General features: G+C 63.5%; 24 protein-coding genes. 17 read left to right on the top strand and 7 right to left on the bottom strand.

All coding sequences use genetic code 11. The features are described 5' to 3' along the window. The first annotated feature begins 64 nt into the window (after window positions 1–64). The 5 genes from IHE39_RS19145 (at window position 65) to IHE39_RS19125 (ending at window position 4,741) form a co-directional block, all read left to right on the top strand. A complete protein-coding gene (locus tag IHE39_RS19145) occupies window positions 65–793 on the top strand; it encodes an iron-containing redox enzyme family protein (protein ID WP_184769878.1) in 729 nt (242 codons plus the stop codon). Between the two features lie 87 nt (window positions 794–880). Further along, window positions 881–1,360 carry a heme-binding protein gene (locus IHE39_RS19140; protein WP_192567603.1) on the top strand — a complete coding sequence of 160 codons (480 nt, stop codon included), beginning with the start codon at window positions 881–883 and terminating at the stop codon, window positions 1,358–1,360. 41 nt (window positions 1,361–1,401) lie between these two features. Beyond that, window positions 1,402–2,415 (top strand): 2Fe-2S iron-sulfur cluster-binding protein, encoded by a 1,014-nt coding sequence (locus IHE39_RS19135; protein ID WP_192567602.1) that lies wholly within the window; start codon window positions 1,402–1,404, stop codon window positions 2,413–2,415. Between the two features lie 40 nt (window positions 2,416–2,455). Next, window positions 2,456–4,006: a carboxylesterase/lipase family protein gene (locus IHE39_RS19130; RefSeq protein ID WP_192567601.1), complete on the top strand. Its 1,551-nt coding sequence runs from the start codon at window positions 2,456–2,458 to the stop codon at window positions 4,004–4,006. 93 nt (window positions 4,007–4,099) lie between these two features. Further along, on the top strand, window positions 4,100–4,741 hold the full coding sequence (locus IHE39_RS19125) for a GntR family transcriptional regulator (RefSeq protein WP_184769882.1): 642 nt from the start codon (window positions 4,100–4,102) through the stop codon (window positions 4,739–4,741). A 12-nt stretch (window positions 4,742–4,753) separates the two neighbouring features. On the opposite strand, the gene IHE39_RS19120 is transcribed toward IHE39_RS19125, so the two are convergent. Beyond that, window positions 4,754–5,773 carry a substrate-binding domain-containing protein gene (locus IHE39_RS19120; protein ID WP_184769883.1) on the bottom strand — a complete coding sequence of 340 codons (1,020 nt, stop codon included), beginning with the start codon at window positions 5,771–5,773 and terminating at the stop codon, window positions 4,754–4,756. 355 nt (window positions 5,774–6,128) lie between these two features. On the opposite strand from IHE39_RS19120, the gene IHE39_RS19115 reads away from it, so the two are divergent. From IHE39_RS19115 to IHE39_RS19095, 5 genes are all read left to right on the top strand, one after another. Beyond that, on the top strand, window positions 6,129–7,484 hold the full coding sequence (locus tag IHE39_RS19115) for an ABC transporter substrate-binding protein (RefSeq protein WP_184769884.1): 1,356 nt from the start codon (window positions 6,129–6,131) through the stop codon (window positions 7,482–7,484). A gap of 199 nt (window positions 7,485–7,683) precedes the next feature. Further along, window positions 7,684–8,700 (top strand): carbohydrate ABC transporter permease, encoded by a 1,017-nt coding sequence (locus tag IHE39_RS19110; protein ID WP_184769885.1) that lies wholly within the window; start codon window positions 7,684–7,686, stop codon window positions 8,698–8,700. Between the two features lie 3 nt (window positions 8,701–8,703). Further along, on the top strand, window positions 8,704–9,858 hold the full coding sequence (locus IHE39_RS19105; RefSeq protein ID WP_192567600.1) for a carbohydrate ABC transporter permease: 1,155 nt from the start codon (window positions 8,704–8,706) through the stop codon (window positions 9,856–9,858). Between the two features lie 4 nt (window positions 9,859–9,862). After that, on the top strand, window positions 9,863–11,527 hold the full coding sequence (bglA, locus tag IHE39_RS19100; protein ID WP_184769887.1) for a beta-galactosidase BglA: 1,665 nt from the start codon (window positions 9,863–9,865) through the stop codon (window positions 11,525–11,527). A 31-nt stretch (window positions 11,528–11,558) separates the two neighbouring features. Continuing rightward, window positions 11,559–12,671 carry an ABC transporter ATP-binding protein gene (locus tag IHE39_RS19095; protein ID WP_192567599.1) on the top strand — a complete coding sequence of 371 codons (1,113 nt, stop codon included), beginning with the start codon at window positions 11,559–11,561 and terminating at the stop codon, window positions 12,669–12,671. Window positions 12,672–12,835: 164 nt separating this feature from the next. On the opposite strand, the gene IHE39_RS19090 is transcribed toward IHE39_RS19095, so the two are convergent. The 5 genes from IHE39_RS19090 to IHE39_RS19070 form a co-directional block, all read right to left on the bottom strand. Continuing rightward, on the bottom strand, window positions 12,836–13,681 hold the full coding sequence (locus IHE39_RS19090) for a metal ABC transporter permease (RefSeq protein ID WP_192567598.1): 846 nt from the start codon (window positions 13,679–13,681) through the stop codon (window positions 12,836–12,838). Window positions 13,682–13,730: 49 nt separating this feature from the next. Beyond that, window positions 13,731–14,591, bottom strand: coding sequence for a metal ABC transporter permease (locus IHE39_RS19085; RefSeq protein ID WP_184769890.1), 861 nt, complete (start codon window positions 14,589–14,591; stop codon window positions 13,731–13,733). Beyond that, window positions 14,588–15,502 carry a manganese/iron ABC transporter ATP-binding protein gene (locus tag IHE39_RS19080; RefSeq protein WP_192567597.1) on the bottom strand — a complete coding sequence of 305 codons (915 nt, stop codon included), beginning with the start codon at window positions 15,500–15,502 and terminating at the stop codon, window positions 14,588–14,590. Before IHE39_RS19080 ends, IHE39_RS19085 begins: the two co-directional genes overlap by 4 nt. Next, a complete protein-coding gene (locus IHE39_RS19075; protein ID WP_281399389.1) occupies window positions 15,499–16,359 on the bottom strand; it encodes a metal ABC transporter substrate-binding protein in 861 nt (286 codons plus the stop codon). Before IHE39_RS19075 ends, IHE39_RS19080 begins: the two co-directional genes overlap by 4 nt. Window positions 16,360–16,638: 279 nt before the next feature. Continuing rightward, window positions 16,639–17,406 carry a glycosyltransferase family 25 protein gene (locus tag IHE39_RS19070; protein WP_184769893.1) on the bottom strand — a complete coding sequence of 256 codons (768 nt, stop codon included), beginning with the start codon at window positions 17,404–17,406 and terminating at the stop codon, window positions 16,639–16,641. Window positions 17,407–17,591: 185 nt separating this feature from the next. Here IHE39_RS19070 and IHE39_RS19065 point away from each other — a divergent pair, with 185 nt between their 5' ends. Next, window positions 17,592–18,032, top strand: a complete 441-nt coding sequence (locus tag IHE39_RS19065) for a Fur family transcriptional regulator (protein ID WP_184769894.1) — start codon at window positions 17,592–17,594, stop codon at window positions 18,030–18,032. A gap of 135 nt (window positions 18,033–18,167) precedes the next feature. After that, the gene (gene gnd / locus IHE39_RS19060; RefSeq protein ID WP_192567595.1) at window positions 18,168–19,586 is read left to right on the top strand and encodes an NADP-dependent phosphogluconate dehydrogenase; all 1,419 of its coding nucleotides are present in this window, start codon (window positions 18,168–18,170) and stop codon (window positions 19,584–19,586) included. Here gnd and IHE39_RS19055 read toward each other — a convergent pair. Then, complete coding sequence (locus tag IHE39_RS19055; RefSeq protein ID WP_184769896.1) at window positions 19,583–20,638, bottom strand: LacI family transcriptional regulator; 1,056 nt, start codon at window positions 20,636–20,638, stop codon at window positions 19,583–19,585. The genes gnd and IHE39_RS19055 overlap by 4 nt on opposite strands. 363 nt (window positions 20,639–21,001) lie before the next feature. On the opposite strand from IHE39_RS19055, the gene IHE39_RS19050 reads away from it, so the two are divergent. The 5 genes from IHE39_RS19050 to IHE39_RS19030 all read left to right on the top strand — a co-directional run bounded on the left by IHE39_RS19050 (window position 21,002) and on the right by IHE39_RS19030 (window position 26,073). Then, window positions 21,002–22,240 carry an ABC transporter substrate-binding protein gene (locus tag IHE39_RS19050; protein WP_192567594.1) on the top strand — a complete coding sequence of 413 codons (1,239 nt, stop codon included), beginning with the start codon at window positions 21,002–21,004 and terminating at the stop codon, window positions 22,238–22,240. 126 nt (window positions 22,241–22,366) lie between these two features. Further along, window positions 22,367–23,269 carry a carbohydrate ABC transporter permease gene (locus IHE39_RS19045; protein ID WP_184769898.1) on the top strand — a complete coding sequence of 301 codons (903 nt, stop codon included), beginning with the start codon at window positions 22,367–22,369 and terminating at the stop codon, window positions 23,267–23,269. Window positions 23,270–23,294: 25 nt separating this feature from the next. Then, window positions 23,295–24,215 (top strand): carbohydrate ABC transporter permease, encoded by a 921-nt coding sequence (locus IHE39_RS19040; protein WP_246485574.1) that lies wholly within the window; start codon window positions 23,295–23,297, stop codon window positions 24,213–24,215. A 4-nt stretch (window positions 24,216–24,219) separates the two neighbouring features. Continuing rightward, a complete protein-coding gene (locus IHE39_RS19035; RefSeq protein ID WP_184769899.1) occupies window positions 24,220–25,302 on the top strand; it encodes an ABC transporter ATP-binding protein in 1,083 nt (360 codons plus the stop codon). Window positions 25,303–25,326: 24 nt separating this feature from the next. After that, window positions 25,327–26,073 (top strand): sugar phosphate isomerase/epimerase family protein, encoded by a 747-nt coding sequence (locus tag IHE39_RS19030; RefSeq protein ID WP_192567592.1) that lies wholly within the window; start codon window positions 25,327–25,329, stop codon window positions 26,071–26,073. Window positions 26,074–26,080 lie beyond the last annotated feature (7 nt).

The following is a 26,080-nucleotide window of genomic DNA, read 5'->3' as shown; positions in this document are numbered from 1 at the left end:
TCAAGTCATTTTGGTATACAGTATTCCAAAATGACTTTCAGACGATTTCTCAAGGGAGCAGTGAATGACCGTTGCAATGAATCCGGACGAGTTCCGCACGGCGCTGGAAAACGCCATCAAGGGCAAGAGCGCCAACAAGTCGCCGTTCAGCGTTGGCTGGGCGAGCGGCAAGCTGAGCCGCGACCATCTCGCCCGCTGGGCCGAGAACCACTACCACTATGTCGGGCCGTTCGCGGATTACCTCGGCTACATCTATGCCCGCATGCCGGAGGGCTATACCGAGGCCAAGGATTTCCTGCTGGCCAACATGTATGAGGAAGAGATCGGCGGCGACCGCCACACCGACCTGCTCGTCCGTTTCGGCGAAGCCTGCGGCACGACGGGCGACAGGATGCGCGACCCCGACAACATGTCGCCGACGACACGCGCGCTGCAGAGCTGGTGCTATGCGGTGGCCATGCGCGAAGACCCGATCGTTGCCGTTGCCGGCCTCGTCGTCGGGCTCGAATCCCAGGTGCCGTCGATCTACCGCAAGCAGACGCCGACGCTGCGCGACAAATATGGCTTCACCGACGAGGAGGTCGAGTTCTTCGACCTGCACATCGTCTCCGACGAGATCCATGGCGAACGCGGCTACCAGATCGTCCTGGAACATGCCCGCACCGTCGAGATGCAGCAGCGCTGCCTCAAGATCTGTGAGGTCGGCGCCCAGATGCGGCTGCTCTACACCACCGCGCTCTACAACGACTATGTCGCGGCCGAACTGCCGCTTGAGGAACTCCTCGCCGCCTGATCCTTCGCCATAGTGGGGAGCGCGCGGGGTGGCTTGCCTGCCTCGTGCGTCCCTTCAAATTGCCAACCATTGCCGGACGATAACGACGTGAAACAGGTCCTTAAACTCGAACTTGAAGAAGCTCGCGTGATGGTCGCCGCGGCGGTTGCCAAGGCGCTGGAACTCAATGTTCCTGAAACCGTCTGCATCGCCGATGACGGCGGCTATCCGATCGCGCTGGAGCGCATGAACGGCGCCCGTGTCACTGGTCCTCAGATCGCCTGGAACAAGGCCTTCACCGCCGCCGGGCACAAGCGCTCGACGCATCTGTTCACCACCCCGCCAAATGGCCCGGCTCTGCCCGGCAACGAAGCCTTCGGCATCCAGCTCAGCTTCGAGGGCCGCTTCGCCGCCTTCGTCGGCGGCTTTCCCGTCGTCGTCGACGGCGACGTCATCGGCGGGGTCGGCTTGAGCGGCGGCAATGGCGAGCAGGACATCGCCTGCGGCGTGGCAGCGCTCGCCGCCTTGCAGGCCATGCTGGAGCCCATGGGACACAAGGTCCTGGTCCAGGCTGACATCAAGAAGTGACCGAAGCGGCGGCGCCGCATCCAACCTTAGTGGAGACATGGATGGACCATGTTGTGCGCGTCCTCGAAACCGAGGACCAGTTTACCGTTGCCGCTGAAGAATCCGTGCTGATGGCGGCGATCCGCCAGGGCATCCAACTGCTGCACGATTGCACCGAGGGTGGCTGCGGCACCTGCCGCGTGCGGCTGATGGAAGGCTGCGTGCGTTATGACGAATATCCGCTGGCGCTGACACCGGAGGATGAGGAGGAGGGCTTCGCGCTGGCCTGCCAGGCGCGGCCCGAAAGCGACCTGCTGATCTCGACCGAACGCCCGATGGAGCCGTGCTCCGATCCGAAACGGTATACCGCGACCGTGGAATCCGTCCGCCACCTCGGCCGCGATGTCGTCCACCTGACCCTTGCGATCCCTGGCGCCGAAGAGCTGGTCTACCGTCCCGGGCAATATCTCAACCTGCTGCTTGGCGACGGCAACAAGCGCAGCTTCTCCATGGCATCGGTGCCCAACGGCAAGACCGTCGACTTGCACATCCGCCGCGTCCGCGATGGCCACTTCACCGGCGGCCAGTTGCTGCGGCTCAACGCCGGCGACAGGCTCGACGTAGAACTGCCGCACGGCCTGTTCTGCTGCCGCAAGGAAGACTTCCGGCCCATCGTGATGGTGGCGACGGGCACCGGCTTGGCACCCATCAAAAGCATCCTGGAATCGCTGATGGATGATCCCGATTGTCCGCCGGTGTCGCTCTACTGGGGCATGCGCAGCGAGGAGGATCTCTATCTGCATGACGAGATCCAGTCCTGGGGCGAGCGGTTGTGCGACTTCCAGTATGTGCCGGTGCTCTCGCGGCCCAGCCCGAACTGGAGCGGTCGGCAAGGCTACGTCCAGGAGGTCGCCAGCGAAGACATTCGCGACTTCTCCGAGCATGCGATCTACATGTGCGGTTCGCCCAACATGATTTCGAGCGCCAAAAAACTGTTCGTCGAAAACGGCGCCAATCCCGGCTTCATCTACGCCGACGCCTTCAATTTCCAGCACACGCTCGTGCCGGCCGAATAGCGCAAGGCAGCAGTCGCGGGCGATGGGCAACACGGAAATTATGGTTGAAACGCCCGCCGGCCGCCTCGCCGGGCGACGGCATGACGGCGTCGACCATTTTCTCGGCGTCCCCTATGCGGCAGCGCCGATCGGTGCTTTCAGGCTGCGTTCGCCGAGGCCTACGCCGAACTGGACCGGCATACTCCAGGCTGACCGGATAGGTCCGGCGGCACCGCAGCACCTCGCCGGCAGCCAGACCTGGCTCAACGATCCGATCATCAACATGGACGAGGACTGCCTGACGCTGAATGTCTGGGCGCCAGTCGATGCGCGCAATGCGCCCGTCCTGGTCTGGTTCCACGGCGGGGCGACACGTAACGGTCATGGCGGCGCTGCCGCCTGCGACGGATTTGGCCTCGCCTGCGAGCACGGCATCGTCGTCGTGACGGTGAACTACCGGCTCGGACCACTGGGCGGTCTGGCACATCCTGATCTCGTCGACCCGGACACTGGGTTCTGCGCCAACTGGGGTTTGCAGGACAAGATCGCCGGCCTGCGCTGGGTCCAGGAGACCATCGCAGCCTTCGGCGGCGATCCGCACAAAGTGACGATCGCGGGCCAATCTTCAGGTGCCGCCAACGTCGTGCTGATCGCCCAAAATCCCTGTAACCGTGGCCTGTTTCGCACCGTCATCGCCCAGAGCCCGCCGCTGTTCCAACCGCCGATGTTCGTCGGCCTCCACGACGCTGGCGAATATACCGAGGCGGTCGCCACGTCCCTTGGCACTACAGTCGCCGGCTTGCGCGATCTCGCCGGCACCGACCTCGTCCGCCGCGAAGCCGCGCTGCTGCGCGACGCCGATTTCGCCAGGCGGTTTCCCCGGCCGCGTACGGCGCCGACGCTCGACGGCGCGCTCGTCCATGCCTGGCCGCATGAAGGCGTGCTCGCCGACGTGCCGCTGCTGATCGGCTTCACCCGCGACGAAGCGAAATTCTGGTACGACCTCGCTCTGCCCGATGGCGTCAAGCTTTCCGCACTTTCGCCACCCGGGCCGGGCGAGCCATTCGAAGCGGCGCTGGTGCGGCTGATCGCGCTGCATTATCCGTTCGACCCCGCGCCATCGCCCGCGGCGATCCTCGCCGGCTATCGCGCCGCCATGCCCGAAGCCGGCTCCGATGCGATCTGGCTTGCCATCTACTCAGACCTCGTCTTCCGCGCCCCGGTCTGGCGCTATGCGGCCCGCCATGCACGTCGCGGCTCGCCTGTCTTCTTCTACGATTTCGCCTGGCCGCTCGCCGTGACCGGCGGCACGCCGCATGCCGCTTGTGTGCCCTTCGTCTTCGGCACCCATCGCCATCCCCATTTCGCCGCCAAGGTCGGCGCGGATGACGCCACCGATGCCCTTTCCCAGGCCATGATGGCGGCCTGGGCGGCATTTGTGCGCGATGGCGCGCCGGCAACGCACGATTGGCCAGACTTCAACCCGGAGTTGCCAGCCGGCTCCTCGCAGGCGATGGCCCTTGGCCGTGACGGTATGCTGTTTGGCCCGCTCCATGGCGCAGCCCGGCTCGCTTGGTGGCCGGCGATAGGCATAATTGATGGTGTGGATTGAATATTGTACTCCAAAGCCCGGACGCTATATCATCCGGCACAAGGCGTTGCTTCCGCAGGTTGATTCGACCCTTTCCACAGGAAGTGTAAGACCATGACCGTCGTACTCGGGGAAATCCACGCTCCGCTCACCAAGCTGATCACCGCCGCCTTGCGCGAGCGCATCGTCAGCGGCGAAATCGGTGTCGGCGAAAGGCTGGTCGAAGGCCGCCTCTCCGAGGAGATGGGCGTGTCGCGCATGCCGGTGCGCGAGGCGCTGCGTGAGCTTGCCGCCGAGGGCATCGTCACCATCGAGCCGCGCCGCGGCGCTTCGGTCACGGTGTTCAGCGAAGACCAGAAGCGCGAGCTGGTCGAGGTCCGCGCCACGCTCGAAGCGCTCAACGCCAAGCTGGCGGCCAAGCGCCACGACCCCGAGCAGATCGCCGCCCTGCAGCGCATCCTCGACGATGGCGCCAAGCTTGCCGACACTGACGACCCGGTGCTTTTGTCGCGCCAGAACACCGAATTCCATGAAGCGCTGGCGACCGTTGCCGCCAATTCCGTGCTGCAGGACATGGTGCGCTCGCTGCGCGACCGCACCGTGATGCTGTTTGCGCCGATCAGCAAGCGCCGCGGCCGCCAGAACTGGGAAGAGCATGCCGGCATCCTGCGTGCGGTGATCGCCGGCGACAGCGAACTCGCAGCCCTGCTTGCCGCCCGCCACGTCTACAACGCCGCCGAGATGCCGCAGGAATAGCCTGCGCCTTTGTTACCTCACCCCTGAAATCGACCCGCGTACCACCAGGTCGACCGGCCAGATTTCGCCGCGCGCGCCATCCTCCAGCCCCGAGATCCGGGCCGCCAGCCGCTCCGCGACGCGGGCGCCGGCAGCGCGGATCGACGAACGCGTCGTCGTCAACGGCACCGAGAAATGCTCCGGCTTCAGCCAGTGGAAGACGTCGTCATGGCTGACCAGCGACAGGTCGCGTGGCATCACAAGGTTGAGGTCGCGCGCCGCACGCACGATGCCGAGCGCCATCAGCAGGCTCGAGCAGACGATCGCCGTCGGCGCGTCCGCCGCTTCCAGCAGCCGGCGCGCGGCGCGATAGCCGTTCTCCTCGGTCATGACTTCCGAGCGGATGTTCTTCGGCTCCAGCACCAGCCCGCTTTCCGACAGCGCCCTTCTTACGCCGCGCTCGCGGAAAATGGCGAAGGTCTGGGTGTCGTCGCCATTGATCAGCGCCACCCGCTTGTGGCCGAGCTGGACGAGCAGCCGCGTCGCGTCGTGGAACGCGCCCTCATTGTCGATGTCGATGAACGGATAGTCGAATTCGAGCCCTTCGCTGCGGCCATGCACGATGAAGGGGATGCCGAGCTGATGGGCAAGCGCCACGCGCTTGTCGGCGCTGTAGGGAGCCGAGATGTAAAGCGCGTCGACCTGTTTGTTGGCGACGATACGCCGGTAGGTCGTTTCCTCGTCCAGGGCATCCGCCGGGCTCAGCACCAGGTCGAGCTCGTGGCCGCGGGCATAGTCGCCGAGGCCCGACAGGAACTCGACGAAATGCGGATCGATGTCGACCGATGCCCCCGTCGGCATGACATAGCCGATCATCCCGGCCTTGCCGGTCGCCAGCCGGCGCGCGCTCGGGTTCGGCCGGTAGCCGTGGCGCTTGGCGGCATCGGTGACCCGGCGGCGCGTCTCTTCGCTGACCTCCGGATAGCCGTTCAGCGCACGGCTCACCGTCGTCTGCGAAAGTTCGAGCATCAGCGACAGCTGCTTGAGGTTCACCTCGACTCCAATTCCCAAAGCGCTTTCAATTGAGCTCCCCTCGATCGTCGAGCGAAGCAGGCGCGTCACACTGGCAAGAATACGCGTCGGAATGCTTGCTTTGAAGCGAAATCTACTATCGCAACGCCCAAAAAGCATGCTGCAGCGCACGCTTCTGCCAAAATTAAATCGATTAGCTGACCGTGCCTCTTGACTCTTGGCAATTCCGGTGGCGTGATGAGGGCATCCAAAGCGCTTTGAAATGCCGTTGCGTGATGTATTGCAGCTTGCGCAAGACTGGGGCACAGTTCAGGGCGGTGCAGGCGGGCGGAATGGAGGTTCCGTCCGGAGTTTTCGATCCACTGGGAGGAAGACCATGAGGAAGACCCTGTTGCTGGGCGTGGCTTTTGCTGCCGTCGCCCTGAGCGCGCCCGCGTCGGCGGAGCTGAAGTTCAAGCCGGGCGAGGACGCCCGTTTCACCTGGGCAAATTTCGACGAACTCAAGAAGGTCGACCTGAAGGGCGAGACGCTCTCGATCTTCGGGCCGTGGCGCGGCGAAGACGAAGCGTTGGCCCGCTCGGTGCTCGACTATTTCAGCGAGGCCACCGGTGTCACGATCAACTACTCGTCGTCGGAGAACTACGAGCAGCAGATCGTCATCGACACCCAGGCCGGCAGCCCGCCCAACATCGCCATCCTGCCGCAGCCCGGCCTGATCCAGGATCTGGCCTCCAAGGGCCTGCTGACCCCGCTCGATGAGGGCACCGCCAATTTTGTCAAGGACAACTACGGCGCCGGCCAGTCCTGGGTCGATCTCGGCACCTACAACGACAAGGAAGGCAAGGCCGGTTTCTACGGGTTCCCCTTCAAGGCCGATTTGAAGTCGCTGGTCTGGTACGTGCCGGAGAACTTCGAGGAAGCCGGTTATGAGGTTCCCAAGACCTGGGAAGAGATGCAGGCCCTGACCGACAAGATCGTTGCCGATGGCGGCGTGCCATGGTGCATAGGCCTGGGTTCGGGCGGTGCCACCGGCTGGCCAGCCACCGACTGGGTCGAAGACATCATGCTGCGCACCCAGGCGCCCGACGTCTATGACAAGTGGACCAAGAACGAGATCCCGTTCAACGATCCGGCCGTCGTCAACGCGCTCGACATCTTCGCCAAGATCGCAACCAACGACAAGTATGTCGACGGCGGCAAGGCAGCGGTGTCCGCGACCGACTTCCGCGACAGTCCCAAAGGCCTGTTTGCGGTTCCGCCCAAATGCTACCTGCACCGCCAGGCATCGTTCATCTCGTCCTTCTTCCCTGAAGGCACCAAGCTTGGCGAGGGTGCGGACTTCTTCTACCTGCCGCCTCTTGCCGCCAAGCCCGAGCTCGGCAATCCTGTGCTCGGCGGCGGCACGCTGTTCACCATCGCCAAGGATTCGAAGTCCGCGCGCGCCTTCATCGACTTCCTGAAGATGCCGCTGGCCCACGAGATCTGGATGGCGCAGTCGGGCTTCCTGACCCCGCTCAAGACGGCGAACAAGGAGGCTTATGCCAACGACGCGCTGAAGAAGCAGGGTGACATCCTGGTCAACGCCTCGACCTTCCGCTTCGATGGCTCCGACCTGATGCCCGGCAAGATCGGCGCCGGCGCCTTCTGGACCGGCATGATCGACCTCGTCAGCGGCAAGCCCGCAGCCGATGTCGCCGGCGACATCCAAAAGAGCTGGGACGCGATCAAGTAAGGCTTAGCGCAAGCGAAGCCCTCTGACCGGCCGCTCCGCGGCCACCTTCTCCCCGACGGGGAGAAGGTCCGGCGGCGCCGCTCCCGGTTCCCCCCTCCCGCCGGGAGTGGGCTGCCCGGGGTCGCGGAGAACGGTTGAGGCCGGCGTCCACCAACACTGGCAGTCTGCTCGAACCAGCCCGTTGAAAGGGACTGATCCCATGACGGCACAGATACTTTCGGCCATTTTCACCATCATTATCGGCGTCGGCGGTTGCGTCGTCTATTACTGGGGCGCCAACAAGATCCTCGACACGGTGTTTCCGTCGCGCGGCGTTTCCGGCGCTGCCGCCGTCGACAATCTGCGCCGCCAGGGCCTGATCCGGCCATGGCTGTTCGTCGGCCCGGCGATGCTGATCGTCACCGTCTATCTCGTCTATCCTGTGATCGAGACGCTGAGGCTTTCCTTCATGGATCGCGGCGGCGAGAATTTCGTCGGCCTTGCCAATTACAGCTGGGCCTTAGGCGACCGCGAATTCCGCAGTTCGATCTTCAACAACCTGCTGTGGCTCGCCGTCGTGCCGGCCGCCTGCACCTTCTTCGGCCTGATCATCGCCGTGCTCACCGACAAGATCTGGTGGGGCAATATCGCCAAGAGCCTGGTCTTCCTGCCGCTCGCCATCTCGTTCGTCGGCGCCAGCGTGATCTGGAAGTTCGTCTACGAGTACCGCGCCGAAGGCCAGACCCAGATCGGCATCCTCAACGCTGCCGTGCAGTATCTCGGGGGCACCCCGCAGGTGTGGATCTCGACGCCATTCTGGAACAACTTCTTCCTGATGGTCATCCTGATCTGGATCCAGACCGGCTTTGCCATGGTCATCCTGTCGTCGGCCCTGCGCGGCATCCCCGAAGAAACCATCGAGGCGGCGGTCATCGACGGCGCCAACCCGTTCCAGATTTTCTGGAAGATCATGGTTCCGCAGATCTGGGGCACCATCGCGGTCGTCTGGACCACCATCACCATCCTGGTGCTCAAGGTCTTCGACATCGTGCTGACCATGACCAACGGCCAGTGGAACAGCCAGGTGCTGGCCAATCTGATGTTCGACTGGATGTTCCGCGGCGGCGGCGACTTCGGCCGCGGCGCGGCAATCGCCGTCATCATCATGCTGGCCGTCGTTCCGATCATGATCTGGAACATCCGCCAGGCCAATCGCGAAGGTGGGGGAGGGCACTGACAAATGGCAAGCTCAAGCGGAAAGTCCTTCCTCGGCCGTTTCGGCGTCCACATCGCGGTTCTCGTCTTCGTCGCCATCTGGACCATCCCGACGCTCGGTATCCTGGTCAGCTCGCTGCGCGACAAGGATCAACTCATCGTCTCGGGCTGGTGGACAGCACTTTCGACCTCGTCGCAGACCGAAGCCGGCCGCCTGCCGGGTGCTTCGGCTCAGATCGAAAAAGATGGCAAGTTCGTCATCGAGGGCAACATCTTCGGTGATGGTCCGGCCCGCAACATCAGCGCCTTCGGCACCAAGGCGCAGCAACCGACGCAATACGAAGCCGGCGCGGTTGCCGATCTCGGCGAAGGCGTTTCACTTCAGCTCAACGCCGACGGTTCCTTCGTCATGCAGTCGCCCAAAGCCTTCGAGGGCGACCGCGGCCAGCGCGTCTATTACGCATCGTCGGCGCCGCCGCGCTTCACCACCGACAACTACCGCACAGTGCTGTTTTCGGAAGGCATCGGCCGCTCATTCATCAACTCGCTGACGGTCACCATTCCAGCGACCATCATCCCGATCCTGATCGCTGCCTATGCCGCCTATGCGCTCGCCTGGATGCGCTTTCCCGGCCGCGCTTTGCTGATCGCCGTCATCATCGGCCTGCTCGTCGTGCCGCTGCAGATGTCGCTGATCCCGCTGCTCAAGCTCTACAACGGCGTTGGCCTGTTCTTCGGCGTGCCGGCCAAGACCTATCTCGGCATATGGCTGGCGCATACCGGCTTCGGGCTACCCTTCGCCATCTACCTCTTGCGCAGCTACATCGCCGGCCTGCCGCGCGAGATCATGGAGTCGGCGCGCATCGACGGTGCCAGCGACTTCGAGATCTTCGTCAAGATCGTGCTCCCGTTGTCGTTCCCGGTGCTGGCCTCCTTCGCCATCTTCCAGTTCCTCTGGGTCTGGAACGACCTTCTGGTGGCGATGGTTTTCCTGGGCTCAGGTTCCGACCAGTTGGTGCTCACCGGCAAGCTCAATGCACTGCTCGGCTCGCGCGGCGGCGACTGGGAAATCCTCACCACCTCGGCCTTCGTCACCATCATCGTGCCGTTGATCGTGTTCTTCTCGCTTCAACGTTATTTCGTCCGCGGCCTGCTCGCGGGTTCAGTCAAGGGAGGCTAGCTCCATGCAAGCCGCAATGCGCAAGATCGAAAACCCTGAAATCGCAATGGACCGCGACTGGTGGCGGGGGGCGGTGATCTACCAGATCTACCCCCGCAGCTACCAGGACTCCAATGGCGACGGCATCGGCGATCTCCAGGGCATCATCGAGCGGCTGCCGCACATCGCCGACCTTGGCGCAGACGCTGTCTGGATCTCGCCGTTCTTCAAGTCGCCGATGAAGGACTTCGGCTACGACATATCAGACTATCTCGACATCGACCCGATGTTCGGCACGCTAGCCGACTTCGACGCGATGATATCGGAGGCACACCGCCTCGGCCTCAAGGTGATGATCGACGGCGTCATCTCGCACACCTCCGACCTGCACCCCTGGTTCAAGGAAAGCCGTTCGAGCCGCGACAACGCCAAGGCTGACTGGTACGTCTGGGCCGACGCCAAGCCGGATGGCAGCCCGCCCAACAACTGGCTGTCGATCTTCGGCGGATCGGCCTGGCAGTGGGACACGCGCCGGATGCAGTATTACCTGCACAATTTCCTGTCCGAGCAGCCCGACCTCAACTTCCACAACCGCGACGTCCAGGACGCGCTGCTCGACGTCACCCGCTTCTGGCTCGACCGCGGCGTCGACGGCTTCCGCCTCGACACCATCAACTTCTACTTCCATTCGGCCGGCCTCGAAGACAATCCCGCACTGCCGCCGGAACAGCGCAACGACCAGACCGCACCGGCGGTGAACCCCTACAATTTCCAGGACCACATCTACGACAAGAGCCGGCCCGAGAACCTCGAATTCCTCGCCCGTTTCCGCGCCGTGCTCGACGAGTATCCGGCGGCAGCGGCAGTCGGCGAAGTCGGCGATTCCCAACGCGGCCTCGAGGTCGTTGCCTCCTATACCGCCGGCGGCGACAAGGTGCAGATGTGCTACGCCTTCGACTTCCTGGCGCCGGAAAAGATCACCGCAACGAAGGTGCGCACCGTGCTGGAAGACTTCGGCAAGGCGGCCAGCGACGGCTGGTCGTGCTGGGCCTTTTCCAACCACGACGTCGTCCGTCATGCCTCGCGCTGGGGCATCGGCGAGGCCGATGGCACCGCCTATCTCAAGGTGATCTCGGCGCTGATGATGTCGCTGCGCGGCTCGGTCTGCATCTACCAGGGCGAAGAACTCGGCCTGACCGAGGCCGGCCTCGCCTTCGAGGATCTGCAGGACCCCTACGGCATCCGCTTCTGGCCCGAATTCAAGGGCCGCGACGGCTGCCGCACGCCGATGGTGTGGAACAAGGATGCCCAAAATGGCGGTTTCTCATCAGTCAAGCCATGGCTGCCGGTGCCGGCGGAGCATCTCACCAAGGCCGTCGACACCCAGCAAGGCGACACCGCCTCGCTGCTCGAACATTACCGCCGCTTCCTTGCCTTCCGCCGCGCCCATCCGGCGTTGGCCAAGGGCGACATCTCGTTCCTCAAGGCAGATGGCGACACCGTTGCCTTCACCCGCCGCGAAGGCAACGAGGAAATCGTCTGCGTCTTCAATCTTGGCAGCACAGCAGCTAACGTCGACCTCGGAGGTCGAGGCCTGCAGCCCCTGCCGGGACACGGGCTCGATGGAAATGCCAATGCCGGCGCAGTCCGGCTTGGTGGTTACGGCGCCTGGTTCGGGCGCTTCGTCTGACCGCTAAAAAAGAAGATTCTGGGAGGAAACCATGGCCGATCTAACGCTCAGGGACGTCAAGAAGTCATACGGCAATCTGCACATTCTCCACGGCATCGACCTCGACATCAAATCGGGCGAGTTCATCGTCTTCGTCGGCCCCTCGGGCTGCGGAAAGTCGACGCTTTTGCGCTCGATCGCCGGGCTCGAGGAGATCACCGGCGGTACGCTCGAGATCGCCGGCGAGAAGGTCAACGACATCCCGCCATCCAAGCGCGGCATCGCCATGGTGTTCCAGTCCTACGCGCTCTATCCGCACATGACTGTCTACGACAACATGGCTTTCGGCATGAAGATCGCCAAGGAAAGCAAGGCCGAGATCGACAAGCGTGTCCGCGCCGCGGCTGAAATCCTACAGCTGACCAAATATCTCGACCGCCTGCCCAAGGCGATGTCGGGCGGCCAGCGCCAGCGCGTCGCCATCGGCCGCGCCATCGTGCGCAACCCCAAGGTCTTCCTGTTCGACGAACCGCTGTCGAACCTCGACGCGGCGTTGCGCGTCGCGACCCGCATCGAGATCGCTAAGCTCAAGGAATCGATGCCCAACACCACGATGATCTACGTCACCCACGACCAGGTCGAGGCGATGACGCTGGCCGACCGCATCGTCGTTCTCAAGGACGGCCGCATCGAGCAGGTCGGCACGCCGATGGAACTCTACAAGCACCCCGGCAATCTGTTCGTCGCCCAGTTCATCGGCTCGCCGGCGATGAACATCGTTGGCGGCACCATCGACAGGACGGGCGAGACCAGCCTGGTCAGCCATCTCGGTGGCCACAAGACCTCGGTGCCGGTGGCAACGCCCGCCGAGGCCCAGGGCAAGGCTGTCAGCTTCGGCGTCCGGCCCGAGGATCTCTATGTCGCGACCGGCGATGACTATCTGTTCGAAGGCCTCGTCGATTATGTCGAGCAGCTGGGCGAGGTCCAGCTCGTCTATGTCGACATCGGCCGTGCTGATCAGCCGCTAGTGGCCAAGCTGCCCGGCAATGTCGAGGTCAAGCGCGGTGCCAAAATCCGGCTCGCCGCCAGCTCCGATGAGCTGCATATCTTCGATAGCGAGGGCCATTCCTTTGCCCGCCGCCGCACTGAGGCTGTGGTTTCGTGAACCGACTTTACCCTCCCCTTGTGGGGAGGGTAGATCCGCGAAGCGGAGCGGGGTGGGGCGAGCGTTTGCGACCTCCTACCCCCAGCCCGTCTTACAAATTCCGCTTTGCTAGATTCGCTCGCCGTCCCTCCCCGTCCCTCCCCACGAGGGGAGGGTAATCCAGCTCAATCCGCCGTCATCACCTGCCGCTCGCGAAGTGCCGTCCGGCGCTTCGAGACGAAAAAGGCGGCGACGAAGGCTAGGCTCATCAGCAGCACGATTGTCGGTGCCGGCGCGCTGTCGATGAAGAAGCTGAGATAGACGCCAAGGAACGAGCACAGCGCGGCCACCAGCACCGACACCATTAGCATACGCTCGAAGCGGTCGGTGAGCAGGTAGGCGATCGCGCCCGGTGCAATCAGCATGGCAATGGCGATGATAATGCCAACGGCCTTGAGCGCGCCGACGATGGTCAGCGACAGGATCGACAGCAGCCCGTAGTGCAACAGCTTCACCGGCAGGCCGATGGCCTGCGCGTGCTGCGGGTCGAAGGCATGCAGCAACAGGTCGCGGCGGAAGATGCCGATGGCGCCGGTGGCGATCAGCGCGATGACAGCCGTCTGGCCGACATCGCTCCAGCTCACGCCCAGCATGTCGCCGAACAATATGTGATCGAGATGCACGTCGGTCTGGATCTTGGTGTAGAGCACGATGCCAAGGCCGAACATGCCGGAAAAGACGATGCCCATGACGGTGTCTTCCTTGATCCGGCTGTTCTGCTTGAGATAGCCGGTCGCCAGTGCGCAGGTCATGCCGGCGGCAAAGGCGCCGACCGCCAGCGGCAGGCCGGCGATGTAGGCAAGCACCACGCCGGGCAGAACAGCATGGCTGATGGCATCGCCCATCAGCGACCAGCCTTTGAGCACCAGGAAAGATGACAGCAGCGCCATCGGCACCGCCACCAGCAGGGCGATGACGAACGCCTGCTGCATGAACGGGAAGGCGAAGGGGAGGGTGAGGTTTTCGATCATGGCTGCACCAAGCAGGCCAGAGCGGGGTGGGAAGAAATGAGACCCATCATCATACCCCCGCCTCCAGTTCCAGGCGCGCCCGCCGCCGTGCCGCCAGCAACCCGTGCTTGGGTGCGAGGACAAACGCGATCAGGAAGATCAGCGTCTGCGCCACAACGATGATGCCGCCAGTGGCGCCGTCAAGGAAGTAGCTGGCATAGGCGCCGACGAAGCTGGTGATCGAGCCGATGGCGACGCTGATCATGATCAGCCGGGGGAAGCGGTCGGTGAGCAGATAGGCGGTGGCCCCTGGTGTCACCACCATGGCGATGACCAGGAACGCGCCAACCGTCTGCAAGGCCGCGACCGTCGAGGCCGACAGCAGCATGAAGAACAGCACCTTGAGCAGATCGGGCTTGAGGCCGATCGAACGTGCATGGTTCTCGTCGAAAAAGGCGACCATCAGGTCCTTCCACTTGGCAAGCAGGATGGCCAGCGAAATGCCACCGATCAGCACCAGCTGCAGCGTGTCGGAAGGTGTGATCGCCAGGATGTTGCCGAGCACGATGGTCTGGATGTTCACCGAGGCCGGCGACAGCGAGATCATGAACAGGCCAAGCCCGAAGAACGAGGTGAAGATCAGCCCGATGATGGCGTCTTCCTTGAGCTTGGTGCGCTGGTTCAAAAACAGCATCGCGCCAGCGGCCAGCCCGCCTGACAGGAACGCGCCGAGCGCGAAGGGCAGGCCGAGCATGTAGGCGCCAGCGACGCCAGGCACGATCGAATGCGAAAGAGCGTCACCGATCAGTGACCAGCCCTTGAGCATCAGATAGGCCGAGAGGAAGGCGCAGACGCCGCCGACAAGGGCCGAGACCCACATGGCGTTAAGCATGTAGCCGTAGCCGAACGGCTCCAGGAGCATGGCGATCATTTCCGGCGCCCGCCCTTCTTGGCCGCGGCCTCGTCATTACCGTTGCCGTCGCCATAGATGACGAAGGGGCGTTCGTCGTCGGTCAAGACAGTCACTTGGCGCGTGTCGGCATCGTCGTGCAACTCGGCGCCGCCAAGTATGAACTGGCGCAGCACGCCGCCGAAGGCCTTTTCGAGATTGGCCTTGGTGAAGGTTTCGGCCGTAAGTCCAGCGGCCAGCACGGTCCGGTTGACCAGCACGGCGCGGTCGCAGAAACGCGGCACCGAACCGAGATTGTGCGTCGACACCAGCATCACCCGGCCTTCGTCGCGCAGGCCCTGCAGCAGCGTGATAATCGCTTCTTCGGTGCGCACGTCGACGCCGGTGAAGGGTTCGTCGAGCAGGATGATCTGGCCTTCCTGGGCCAGCGCGCGGGCCAGGAAGACGCGCTTCTTCTGCCCGCCCGACAGCTCGCCGATCTGGCGCTTACGGAAGTCGGCCATGCCGACGCGCTCAAGGGCTGCGTCCACCGCCTCGCGGTCGACTGCACGGGTCATGCGGAAGAAATTCATGTGGCCGTAGCGACCCATCATGACCACGTCTTCGACCAGCACCGGAAAGTTCCAGTCGACATCCTCGCTCTGCGGCACATAGGCGACGAGGTTCTTCTTCAGCGCCTCGCGCGCCGGCTCGCCGAAGATCGAGACGCTGCCTGACGCGAGCGGCACGAACCCCATGATCGACTTGAACAGGGTCGACTTGCCGCTGCCGTTGACGCCGACAAGTGCTGTGATGGTGCCGCGCGGAATGGCAAAGGAGGCGTTGCGCAGGGCGGTATGGCCGTTGCGGTAGGTCACCGAGATGTTGTCGACACGCAGGCCGTCGCCGCCCTGTGCCGTGGTGGCGCGGCGGCCTTTCAGCGGCACGTTCATTGGGCGAGCCCCTTGACGATGGTCTGGGTGGTGACGCTGAGCAGATCGAGATAGGTCGGCACCGGGCCGGTGGCGTCGCTCAACGAGTCGACATACAGCACGCCGCCATACTTCGCGCCGGTCTCCCGCGCGACCTGCTCGGCAGGCTTCGACGACACGGTGCTTTCGCTGAACACGGCGGGAATGCTGTTGGCCTTGACGAGGTCGATCACCTTGCGCACCTGCTGGGGGGTACCTTGCTGGTCGGCGTTGATCGGCCAAAGATAGACTTCCTTCAGGCCGAAGTCGCGCGCCAGATAGGAGAACGCGCCTTCGCTGGTGGCGAGCCAGCGCCGCTGCTCGGGGATAGTCTCGATCGCCGTGTGGATCGGCGCCACGGTTGCCCTGATCTTTTCCGCATAAGCGGCGGCGTTCTTGGCGTAGATCTCGGCATTCTTTGGATCCTTGGCGGCGAAGGCCTTGCGGATGTTTTCGACATAGATCAGCGCTGCCTCGGGCGACATCCATGCATGCGGATTGGGCTTGCCGGTGTAGGGCCCCTCGGCGATGCCCATCGGCACGACGCCGTCCGAGACAACGGCCTGCGTCACGCCGTCGAGATTTTCGAAGAACTTTTCGAACCACAATTCGAGGTTCAGCCCGTTCCACAGCACCAGGTCGGCCTTCTGGGCGCGCAAGATATCGCCCGGCGTCGGCTGGTAGTTGTGAATCTCGGCATTGGGCTTGGTGATCGATTCCACCTCGGCCGCGTCGCCGGCTACGTTGCGGGCGATGTCGGCGATCACGGTAAAGGTGGTGACCACCTTCATCTTGCCGCCGGCCTCGCTCTCCTGGGAGCAGGCCGAAAGTCCGAGCATGGCCCCCAACATGGCGATGGCGGCAAGGGTAGTGCGAAACGCTGTCATGGAAATCCCGTCCGAGAAAGCCGCGCCGAACGGGCGGCAGATACGATGCCTTACCTAATGGCACGTCGGCACATTGTCAATGCAATTGCAAATCGTTTGCAAGTAGCATGATGATGCGACCGTCATGCCGACGCTTGGGTGGCTTCGCTTGCGCCGCATAACGCGCACGGCCGCCTCTTCTCCCCAAAAGCGGAAAGGGAAGGCGCGGGTGGCTTCGGACGGTGCAGCTTGTCAGCCGCGCGGCGGGACGTCGATGGTTCTGGTGAGAGCACTGGGCGTCAGCGCATAGGCTGCGCAGCGGAAATAGTTGAGCGTCCGGAAGATGCCGGTGTGCCAGCGGCGCCTCAGCGGAAACTTGATGCGTCTCTGACCGGAGCCTTCGATGACGCTTGGCGCGCGGGTCAGCTCGACCAGGGGCTTGTCGAGGGTAAACAGCGCTGTGCCGTGCGCCCATCCACGCTCGAGTTCGACGTCGAACTGCATGACCATTGGACGCAACGAGGTCACAAGCCGCCGCGCGGCATCGCGCCTGACGGCATATGCGGCGGCGCTGCCGAGCGAGCCGTGGACACAGCGGCCCAGCGCATAGCCATTGCCGAGCGGCAGGCGACGCAGGAAGGCGGTCGTCCGATGATTGACCAGCTTTACGACATCCCAACCCTTGATACAGGCGAGTTCGTCGATGACAGCGGAAAAATCCGCCGTGAATTGGACGTCGTCCTCCAGCACCACGCCGATTTCGTCCTCGCCCTCGGCAATGTGTCTGATCGCCTGGAGATGACTGAGGTAACAGCCGATCTCTGCGTCGAGCACCGTCTTGCCGCAGATTTCATGGAAACGCGCTTCATCAAGCACGCTGCGCTGCTCCGCACTCAGGGTACTGCCGTTGACGGCGGCGATGCGGGTGATGTCCAGCCCCAGTTCTGCCGCACTGGCTTCGACAGCCGCCAGGCGATCCTTCGACCGGTCAAGATTGATGAGAAGCAGGGGCGTGGACATTGTTTGGTTCAAAGCCGCTAAAGTATTGCTACCCAACTACCTCATTTTGCTGCGAAGCCAAGGGGCCGTGGTCTGAAGCCGGCTTGTTTTCTCACTGGCGCCCACGGTGCGCCTCGCAGTTCATCTGGGGATGAACGCATAGATAATCTTTTGCAACTGGGTGTCATCTGGCACATAGTCGCGCCATGACGAAGACCGCGACAAAGCCTGTTTCAAAGAAGCCCGATTACGAAAAGGCGCTGCGCAAGGCGGGCATCCGCATCACCCGTCCGCGTAAGATCATCCTGAACATACTGGGCGAGACGGAAGACCATCCCGACGCGCTCGAGATCTTCCGCCGCGCCGAGACGATCGACAAGAGCATCTCGCTGTCGACGGTCTACCGGACAATGAAATTGCTCGAGGAAATGGGGGCGATCCACCGCCACGCCTTCGAAGGCGGGCCGTCGCGATTCGAGCAGGCCGGCGGTGATCATCACGATCACCTGATCGACATGGACACCGGCGACGTCATCGAATTCCGCTCCGACCGCATCGAGCAGCTGCAGCAGGAAATCGCCCGCCAGCTCGGCTATGACATCGTCCATCACCGGCTCGAGCTTTACGGCCGCCGCCGCAAGGATTGATGACGCAAGGTCAGGCCACGACGAGTTGATCGCCTGGCAACGAGGCACGCCGGGTGGCGAGTTGACCTTGCCACGGGCGCGGTCAATCATGCCGCGACTTTCGAAGACCGCAATCAGCAGACAGGAATGGCGACCATGGAAAAAGCCGAAATCGGACTGATCGGATTGGGCACGATGGGCTCGAACCTGGCGCTCAACATCGCCGAAAAGGGCCACCGCATCGCCGTCTTCAACCGCACGCCGGCCCGCACCCAGGCGTTCGTCGAATCGGCTGGCGCGCTGCGCGACATGGTGGTGCCTTGCGCCTCGATCGAAGAGCTGACCGCCGCCATCCGGCCGCCGCGCCCCGTCATCATCATGGTGCTGGCGGGCACCCCAGTCGACGAACAGATCGCAGCACTGTGCGGCGTCATGTCGGCCAACGACATCATCATCGATGCCGGCAATGCGAATTTCCGCGACACCATGCGCCGCTTCAAGGAGCTCGACGGGTCCGGCCTGACCTTCATCGGCATGGGCGTTTCGGGTGGTGAGGAGGGCGCGCGTCACGGCCCTTCGATCATGGTCGGCGGCACGCCTGAATCCTACAGCCGCGTCGAAGGTGTGCTGACCGCGATTTCGGCCAAGTATAAGGGCGAGCCCTGCGCCGCATGGCTCGGCACCGACGGTGCCGGTCATTTCGTCAAGACGATCCACAACGGCATCGAATATGCCGACATGCAGATGATCGCCGAGATCTACGGCATCCTGCGCGATGGGCTTGGCATGAAGCCGAAGGAGATCGCACCTGTTTTCGCCGGCTGGAACAAGGGCCGCCTCGAATCCTATCTGATCGAGATCACGGCGAGCGTGCTCGAAGCTGATGACCCCAAGACCGGGCGCCCGGTGGTCGACATCATCCTCGACCGGGCCGGGCAGAAGGGCACCGGCAAATGGTCGGTCATCGAGGCGCAGCAGCTCGGCATCCCGGCGACGGCGATCGAGGCGGCGGTCGCGGCGCGCGTGCTGTCGTCGATGAAGGACGAGCGGCTGGCGGCCGAGAAGGCCTATGGCGCCAACACGCTCAAGTTCGCCGGCGACAAGGACGAGGTGCTAGGCGACCTCGAGCTCGCATTGTTTGCCGGCAAGATCGCCGCCTATGCCCAGGGCTTTGCGGTGATGGCGGGCGCTTCCAGGGAGTTTGGCTGGAACCTGCCGATGCCGACGATCGCCAAGATCTGGCGCGCCGGCTGCATCATCCGCTCGCAGTTCCTTGACACTATCGCCGAAGCCTTCGGCAAGGCCGATCCGTCGACCAATCTTTTGATGGTGCCGGCCTTCGTCGAGATGATGGGCAAGGCCCATCCCTCGTTGCGCCGGATCGTTGCCCGTGCCGCCGAGGCCGGACTGCCAGTGCCGGCGCTGTCCTCGGCGCTCGCCTATTTCGACGCCTATCGCCAGGGCCGCGGATCGACCGACCTCACCCAGGCGCAGCGCGACTTCTTCGGCGCCCACGGCTTCGAACGCATCGATGCGCCGGGCGCGCACCATGGCCCGTGGGGTAGCAGCAGCTAAGCCTCGTAGGCTTCTACGGCGCTCGGCTTGCTGAGGCTCTGCAGCGAGGCGACGTCGCGGCCGGCGATGCGGCCGAGCACGGCGCGGGCCAGCTCCGCGCCGGCCAGGCGCACATCCTCGTTGACGACATAGAGTTGCGGCCGAAGCAGATGCAGCAGTTTTGACGACTGCTTGGAGACGATGTCGACATCCTCGCCGACCCTGAAACCGGCGTCCTCGACACCGGCCACCAGCGCAAACGTGCCGGCGCCAGCGCCGCTGACGAAACCGTCGGGGCGGTTCGGCCGGCGCATCAGCTCGGCGGTGACGGCGCGGATGTCTTCGATCGAGTGGTCGACGGTGGCCGTGGGAAACGGCACTTCACTCAAGCCGTGCTCCATCAAGGCATCGGCGAAGCCGTCGCGCATGTGCCTGAAGTAGCTGAGGTTCGACGGCGGTGCCAGCAGCGCCAGACGTTTTCGCCCGAGGGCGGCGAGCGTCTTCACCGCCTCGACCGAATAGGCGTGGTTGTCGAAATCGTGGAACGGGTGGTCGATGCCCATATGGGTGCGGCCATGGGTGGCGAACGGCATGCCACGCTCGGTCATGTAGCGCACGCGTTTGTCGTCGGGCTCGGTGCGCGAGATGATGACGCCGTCGGCCGACGCCGTCTCGACGACATAACGCACCGGCTCGAGCGGATCGTTGTTGCGCGAATAGGGCGTAACGACGAGATGGTAGGGCGTCTGCGCCAGGGCCTCTGAGATGCCATAGATAAGGTCGGAAACGAAGCCGCCGATCTGCTCTTCCGTGTTGAGCACCAGGCTGATGACATTGGTCTTGCCGGTGCGCAGGCGCACGCCGGCGCGGTTGGGCCGGTAGCCGATCTGGCGGGCAACGAGCTGCACCCGCTGCCTGGTCGCTGCGCCGATTTCGGGCGCGTCCTTGAGCGCCCGCGACACCGTGGTGACGCCGAGGCCGGTCATGAAGGCGATGGTCTTCAGCGTCGGCGGATTGGCCTCTGCGCTTGCGGCCTGCTCGGCACTTTCGTCCGGCGGTGTCTTGTCGTTCATGGCCGTTGCCCCGCCATATTATCTGCTCGGCGCATATCGCATTTGCATGATGGATCTTGCAAGCTTTTACCACAATAACTGTAACGTTTCAGATTGTGCTATTACGCGCCAAACTTTGGGTTCGGTTGGCGCTGCGCCATGGCCTGGCGCGGTGCGTTGCAGCACGGGTGGCGGTCGTTGATTCATCTGCAAATTTTGCTTGGAAATGCTGCAATGCGGCGGGGCGTGCCGAAACTTGCCGCGGCATCCAGGGGGCGGTGCATTAGTTCGGGCCACGAAGAAAATCGCCGGGACCCATTGCGGCATCGAAAAACATCGCATAACGTCTAGACCTGTAACGTTTCAGATTCAGGGAGGAGCACGATGCGTTATAGGCTGACGACAGCTGCATTTGCAGCGGGTGTCGTGTTTGCGGCTGCCAGTTCGGCCTCCGCGACCGATCTCGAAGTGACGCACTGGTGGACATCGGGCGGCGAAGCGGCAGCAGTCGCCGAACTCGCCAAGGCCTTCGACGCCACCGGCAACAAATGGGTCGACGGTGCCATCGCCGGTTCCGGCGACATCGCCCGCCCGATCATGATTGGCCGCATCACCGGCGGCGATCCGATGGGCGCGACCCAGTTCAATCACGGCCGCCAGGCGGAAGAGCTCGTCCAGGCCGGATTGATGCGCGATTTCACCGAGCTGGCCGAGAAGGAGGGCTGGACAAAGCTCATCCACCCCAAGAGCCTGCTCGACGGCTGCACGCTGGACGGCAAGATCTATTGCGTGCCGGTCAACATCCATTCGCAGCAGTGGCTGTGGTTGTCCAACAAGGCCTTTGCCGACGCCGGAGTAGCGGTGCCGAAGAACTGGGACGAGTTCGTCGCGGCGGCCCCGGCGCTGGAAAAGGCCGGCATCGTGCCGCTCGCCATCGGCCAGCAGCCCTGGCAGACGACGCTAGCCTTCCAGGTCATCCTCGTTGCGCTTGCCGGGCCTGAGACCTTCCAGAAGGTGTTCGGCGACAAGGACGCTACACTGGCCGCCGGCCCCGAACTGGCCAAGGTCTTTGCTGCCGCCGACCAGGCGCGCAACATGTCGGCCAAGTCCAACGTCCAGGAATGGAACCAGGCCACCAGCATGGTGATCAGCGGCAAGGCCGGCGGACAGATCATGGGCGACTGGGCCCAGGGCGAGTTCCAGGTCGCCGGCCAGGTTGCCGGCAAGGACTACACCTGCCTGCCCGGCCTCGGCGTCAACGAGATCATCTCGACCGGGGGCGATGCCTTCTATTTCCCCAAGCAGACCGATCCTGAAAAGGCCAAGGCACAGGAAGCGCTTGCCTCGGTGATGCTGTCGCCGGCGACCCAGGTTGCCTTCAACCTCAAGAAGGGTTCGCTGCCGGTGCGTGGCGACGTCGACCTGAACGCCGCCAACGACTGCATGAAGAAGGGGCTCGAAATCCTCGCCAAGGGCAACATCATCCCGGCGCCCGACCAGTTGATGTCGGCCGATGGCGTGACCCAGATCAATGATCTGTTCGTCGAGTTCTTCGCCAACAAGGAGCTTTCGGCAGAAGACGCGCAGAAACGCTTTGCCGAAATCATCGCCGCTGCGGATTAGGCAAGGACGTCCGGGCTTCCCGACCCGGTCCCTGCCTGAGATGCTGCAGTCCTGTCAGCGGCGTTCTGCCGGCCCCGACATGTCGGGACCGGCAGATTGGCTGACGATCCGGATGGGTGCCGACCAATGACACCGATGCATGCGGGCCGACCATTCAGGTTGTTTCGCAACCTGAATGCCAAGATCGCCTCGATCCCGATGATCCTGACCGCGCTGGTCATTTTTGTCGGCGGCACGGCGTGGACGGTGTTTTATTCCTTCACCAACTCCAAGCTGCTGCCCCGTGCCAGCTTCGTCGGCTTCGACCAGTATGAGCGCCTGTGGGCGACGCCGCGCTGGCTGGTGGCGGTCGAGAACCTCGCTATCTACGGCGTCTGCACGCTGGTCTTTTCGCTGGTCATCGGCTTCCTGCTGGCGGCCCTGATGGACCAGAAGATCCGTTTCGAGAACACCTTCCGCACCATCTTTCTCTACCCATTCGCGCTGTCCTTCATCGTCACCGGCCTGGCGTGGCAGTGGATCCTCAATCCAAACTTCGGCATCCAGCAGGTGGTGCGCAATCTCGGCTGGGAGAGCTTCACCTTCGACCCGCTCTACAATGCCGACATCGTCATCTACGGCATCCTGATCGCCGGGCTGTGGCAGGGCACCGGGCTGATCATGTGCCTGATGCTGGCCGGCCTGCGCGGCATTGACGGCGACATCTGGAAGGCGGCGCGCGTCGACGGCATCCCGACCTGGAAGACCTATGTCTTCATCGTCATCCCGATGATGCGGCCGGTGCTTGTGACCACGTTGGTCATCATCGCCAGCGGCATCGTCAAGGTCTACGACCTCGTTGTCGCCCAGACCAGCGGCGGCCCCGGCATCGCTTCCGAAGTGCCGGCCAAATACGTCTACAACTACATGTTCCTGGCGCAGAATCTGGGGCAGGGCTTCGCCGCCTCGACGATGATGCTGCTGTCGGTTGTCATCGTCGTCGTGCCCTGGGCTTATCTCGAATTCGGGGGCAAGCGGCGCCATGGTTGAGCAGGTTTTCCGCGCAGTGCCCGACATGGCGGCGGTCGCGCCGGCGACAAGCAGGGCCAGCGGCCTTGTCGGACCCAGCGGTCCCCGCCCGCGGCGCACATTCTCCCGCCGCAACATCTTCATCTATGGCACGCTCTTCGTCGTCGCGATCTACTACCTGCTGCCGCTCTACGTCATGGTGGTGACGTCGCTGAAGGGCATGCCCGAGATCCGGCTCGGCAACATCTTCTCGCCGCCTGTCGAGATCACCTTCGAGCCCTGGGTCAAGGCATGGTCGACCGCCTGCACGGGCCTCAATTGCGACGGGCTTTCGCGCGGTTTCTGGAACTCGGTGCGCATCACCGTGCCGTCAGTGTTCCTGTCGATCGCCATTGCCTCGGTCAACGGCTATGCGCTCGCCAACTGGCGCTTCAAGGGTGCGGAGATCTTCTTCACCGTGCTCGTCGTCGGCGCCTTCATTCCCTACCAGGTGATGCTCTACCCTGTAGTCATCGTGCTGCGCGAGATCGGGCTCTATGGCAGCCTGTGGGGGCTGGTACTGGTGCACACCATCTTCGGCATGCCGATCCTGACGCTGCTGTTCCGCAACTATTTCGCTTCGCTGCCCGAAGAGCTGTTCAAGGCGGCGCGCGTCGACGGCGCCGGCTTCTGGACGATCTATCTCAGGATCATGCTGCCGATGTCGCTGCCGATCTTCGTTGTCGCGGTCATCCTGCAGGTTACCGGCATCTGGAACGATTTCCTCTTCGGCGTCGTCTACACCAAGCCCGACACCTACCCGATGACGGTCCAGCTCAACAACATCGTCAACGCGGTGCAAGGTGTGAAGGAATACAACGTCAACATGGCGGCAACGCTGCTGACGGGACTGGTTCCGCTTGTGATCTATTTCGTTTCCGGCAAGCTTTTCGTCCGCGGCATCGCCGCCGGCGCGGTGAAGGGATGAGGCGATGACGAGTGTCGTGGTCAAGGATGTCTCGCTCAGCTTCGGCGCCTATGACGTGCTCAAGCAGCTCAATCTCGACGTGCCGGAAGGCGAGTTCCTGGTGCTGCTCGGCCCTTCGGGCTGTGGCAAGTCAACGCTGCTCAACTGCATCGCCGGCCTGCTCGATGTCTCCGACGGACAGATCTTCATCAAGGGCAAGAACGTCACCTGGGAGGAGCCCAAGGACCGCGGCATCGGCATGGTGTTCCAGTCCTATGCGCTCTATCCGCAGATGACCGTCGAGGGAAACCTGTCCTTCGGCCTGAAGACGGCCGGCATGGCCCGCGACGAGATATCAACCCGCGTGGCGCGTGCTTCCGAAATTCTGCAGATCGAGCCGCTGCTCAAGCGCAAGCCGGCGGCGCTGTCGGGCGGGCAGCGCCAGCGCGTGGCGATCGGCCGGGCGCTGGTGCGTGATGTCGATGTGTTCCTGTTCGATGAGCCACTGTCCAACCTCGACGCCAAGCTGCGCTCGGAACTGCGCGTCGAAATCAAGCGGCTGCACCAGAAACTCGCCAACACCATGATCTACGTCACCCACGACCAGATCGAGGCGATGACGCTTGCCGACCGCATCGCCGTCATGAAGGGTGGGGTGATCCAGCAACTCGATGCGCCGCAGGTGATCTACAACAAGCCGGTCAACCGTTTCGTCGCCGGCTTCCTCGGTTCCCCCGGCATGAACTTCCTCGACGGCGAGGTCGAGGGCGGTGCCGTTCCGGCCTTTGGCATTGCCGGCACGAAAATCCCGCTCGACCGTTATGGCTTCGACCACGTCGCGGCCCCCGGCAAGGCGGTGCTGGGCATCCGCCCCGAGCATGTGGCGCTCGGCGACGCGGCCAGCACTATGCCGTTCTCGGCCGAAATAGGCGTCGAGCTTGTCGAGCCGATGGGGTCGGACACGCTGGTGTGGACGAAACTCGGCGGCCAGAGCTTTGCCTTCCGCGTCGAGGCCGAGCGACACATCAGCCGCGGTGACCGGCTTTGCATCGGCTTCGACCCCGCACGGGCCTCATTGTTCGACGGCCAAAGCGGCAAACGTATCTGACATCAACCAAACCGGACAAAGCACATGGACTGGTCATTTCAACTCTACAGTGCCCGCAACTTCCAGCCCTGGGACAAGGTGCTGAACGTGCTCGCCGGGCTCGGCTACACCAAGGTCGAAGGGTTTGGCGGCGTCTACGACGACCCCAAGGCATTTCGCGTCGAGCTCGACAAGAACGGGCTTGCGATGCCGAGCGGCCATTTCGGCATCGACATGCTGGAGCAGGACTTCGCCAAGGCGGCGGACATTGCCCGCACGCTCGGCATGAAGCTGATCGCCTGCCCCTGGCTCGAGCCGGCCGATCGGCCGACCGACGCCGACGGCTGGAGGGCGTTCGGCAAGCGCCTCGCTGCCATCGGTGCCAAGGCAAGGGACGCAGGTTTCGATTTCGCCTGGCACAACCACGATTTCGAGTTCGTGCCGGTTGAGGGTGGCCTGGTGCCGCAGCGCCTGATCCTCAATGCCGCGCCTGACATTGGCTGGGAAGTCGATGTCGCCTGGGTGATCCGCGGCGGCTCCGATCCGCTGCACTGGATCGAGGAATTCGGCCCGCGCATCATGGCAGTCCACGTCAAGGACATCGCGCCGCACGGTCAGGCGACCGACGAAGACGGCTGGTCCGATGTCGGCCACGGCACTGTCGACTGGGCCGGGCTGGTGACGGCTTTGCGCCACAGGACGCCGGCGAAGTACTTTGTCATGGAACACGACAACCCGACCGACTTCGAGCGCTTCGCACGCCGCTCGATCACAACCGCAAAAAGCTTCTAGGGGGACG

The organism is Aminobacter carboxidus (genome assembly GCF_014863355.1).
Taxonomy (GTDB): domain Bacteria; phylum Pseudomonadota; class Alphaproteobacteria; order Rhizobiales; family Rhizobiaceae; genus Aminobacter; species Aminobacter carboxidus.
This window is presented reverse-complemented; position numbering and strand designations above follow the sequence as displayed.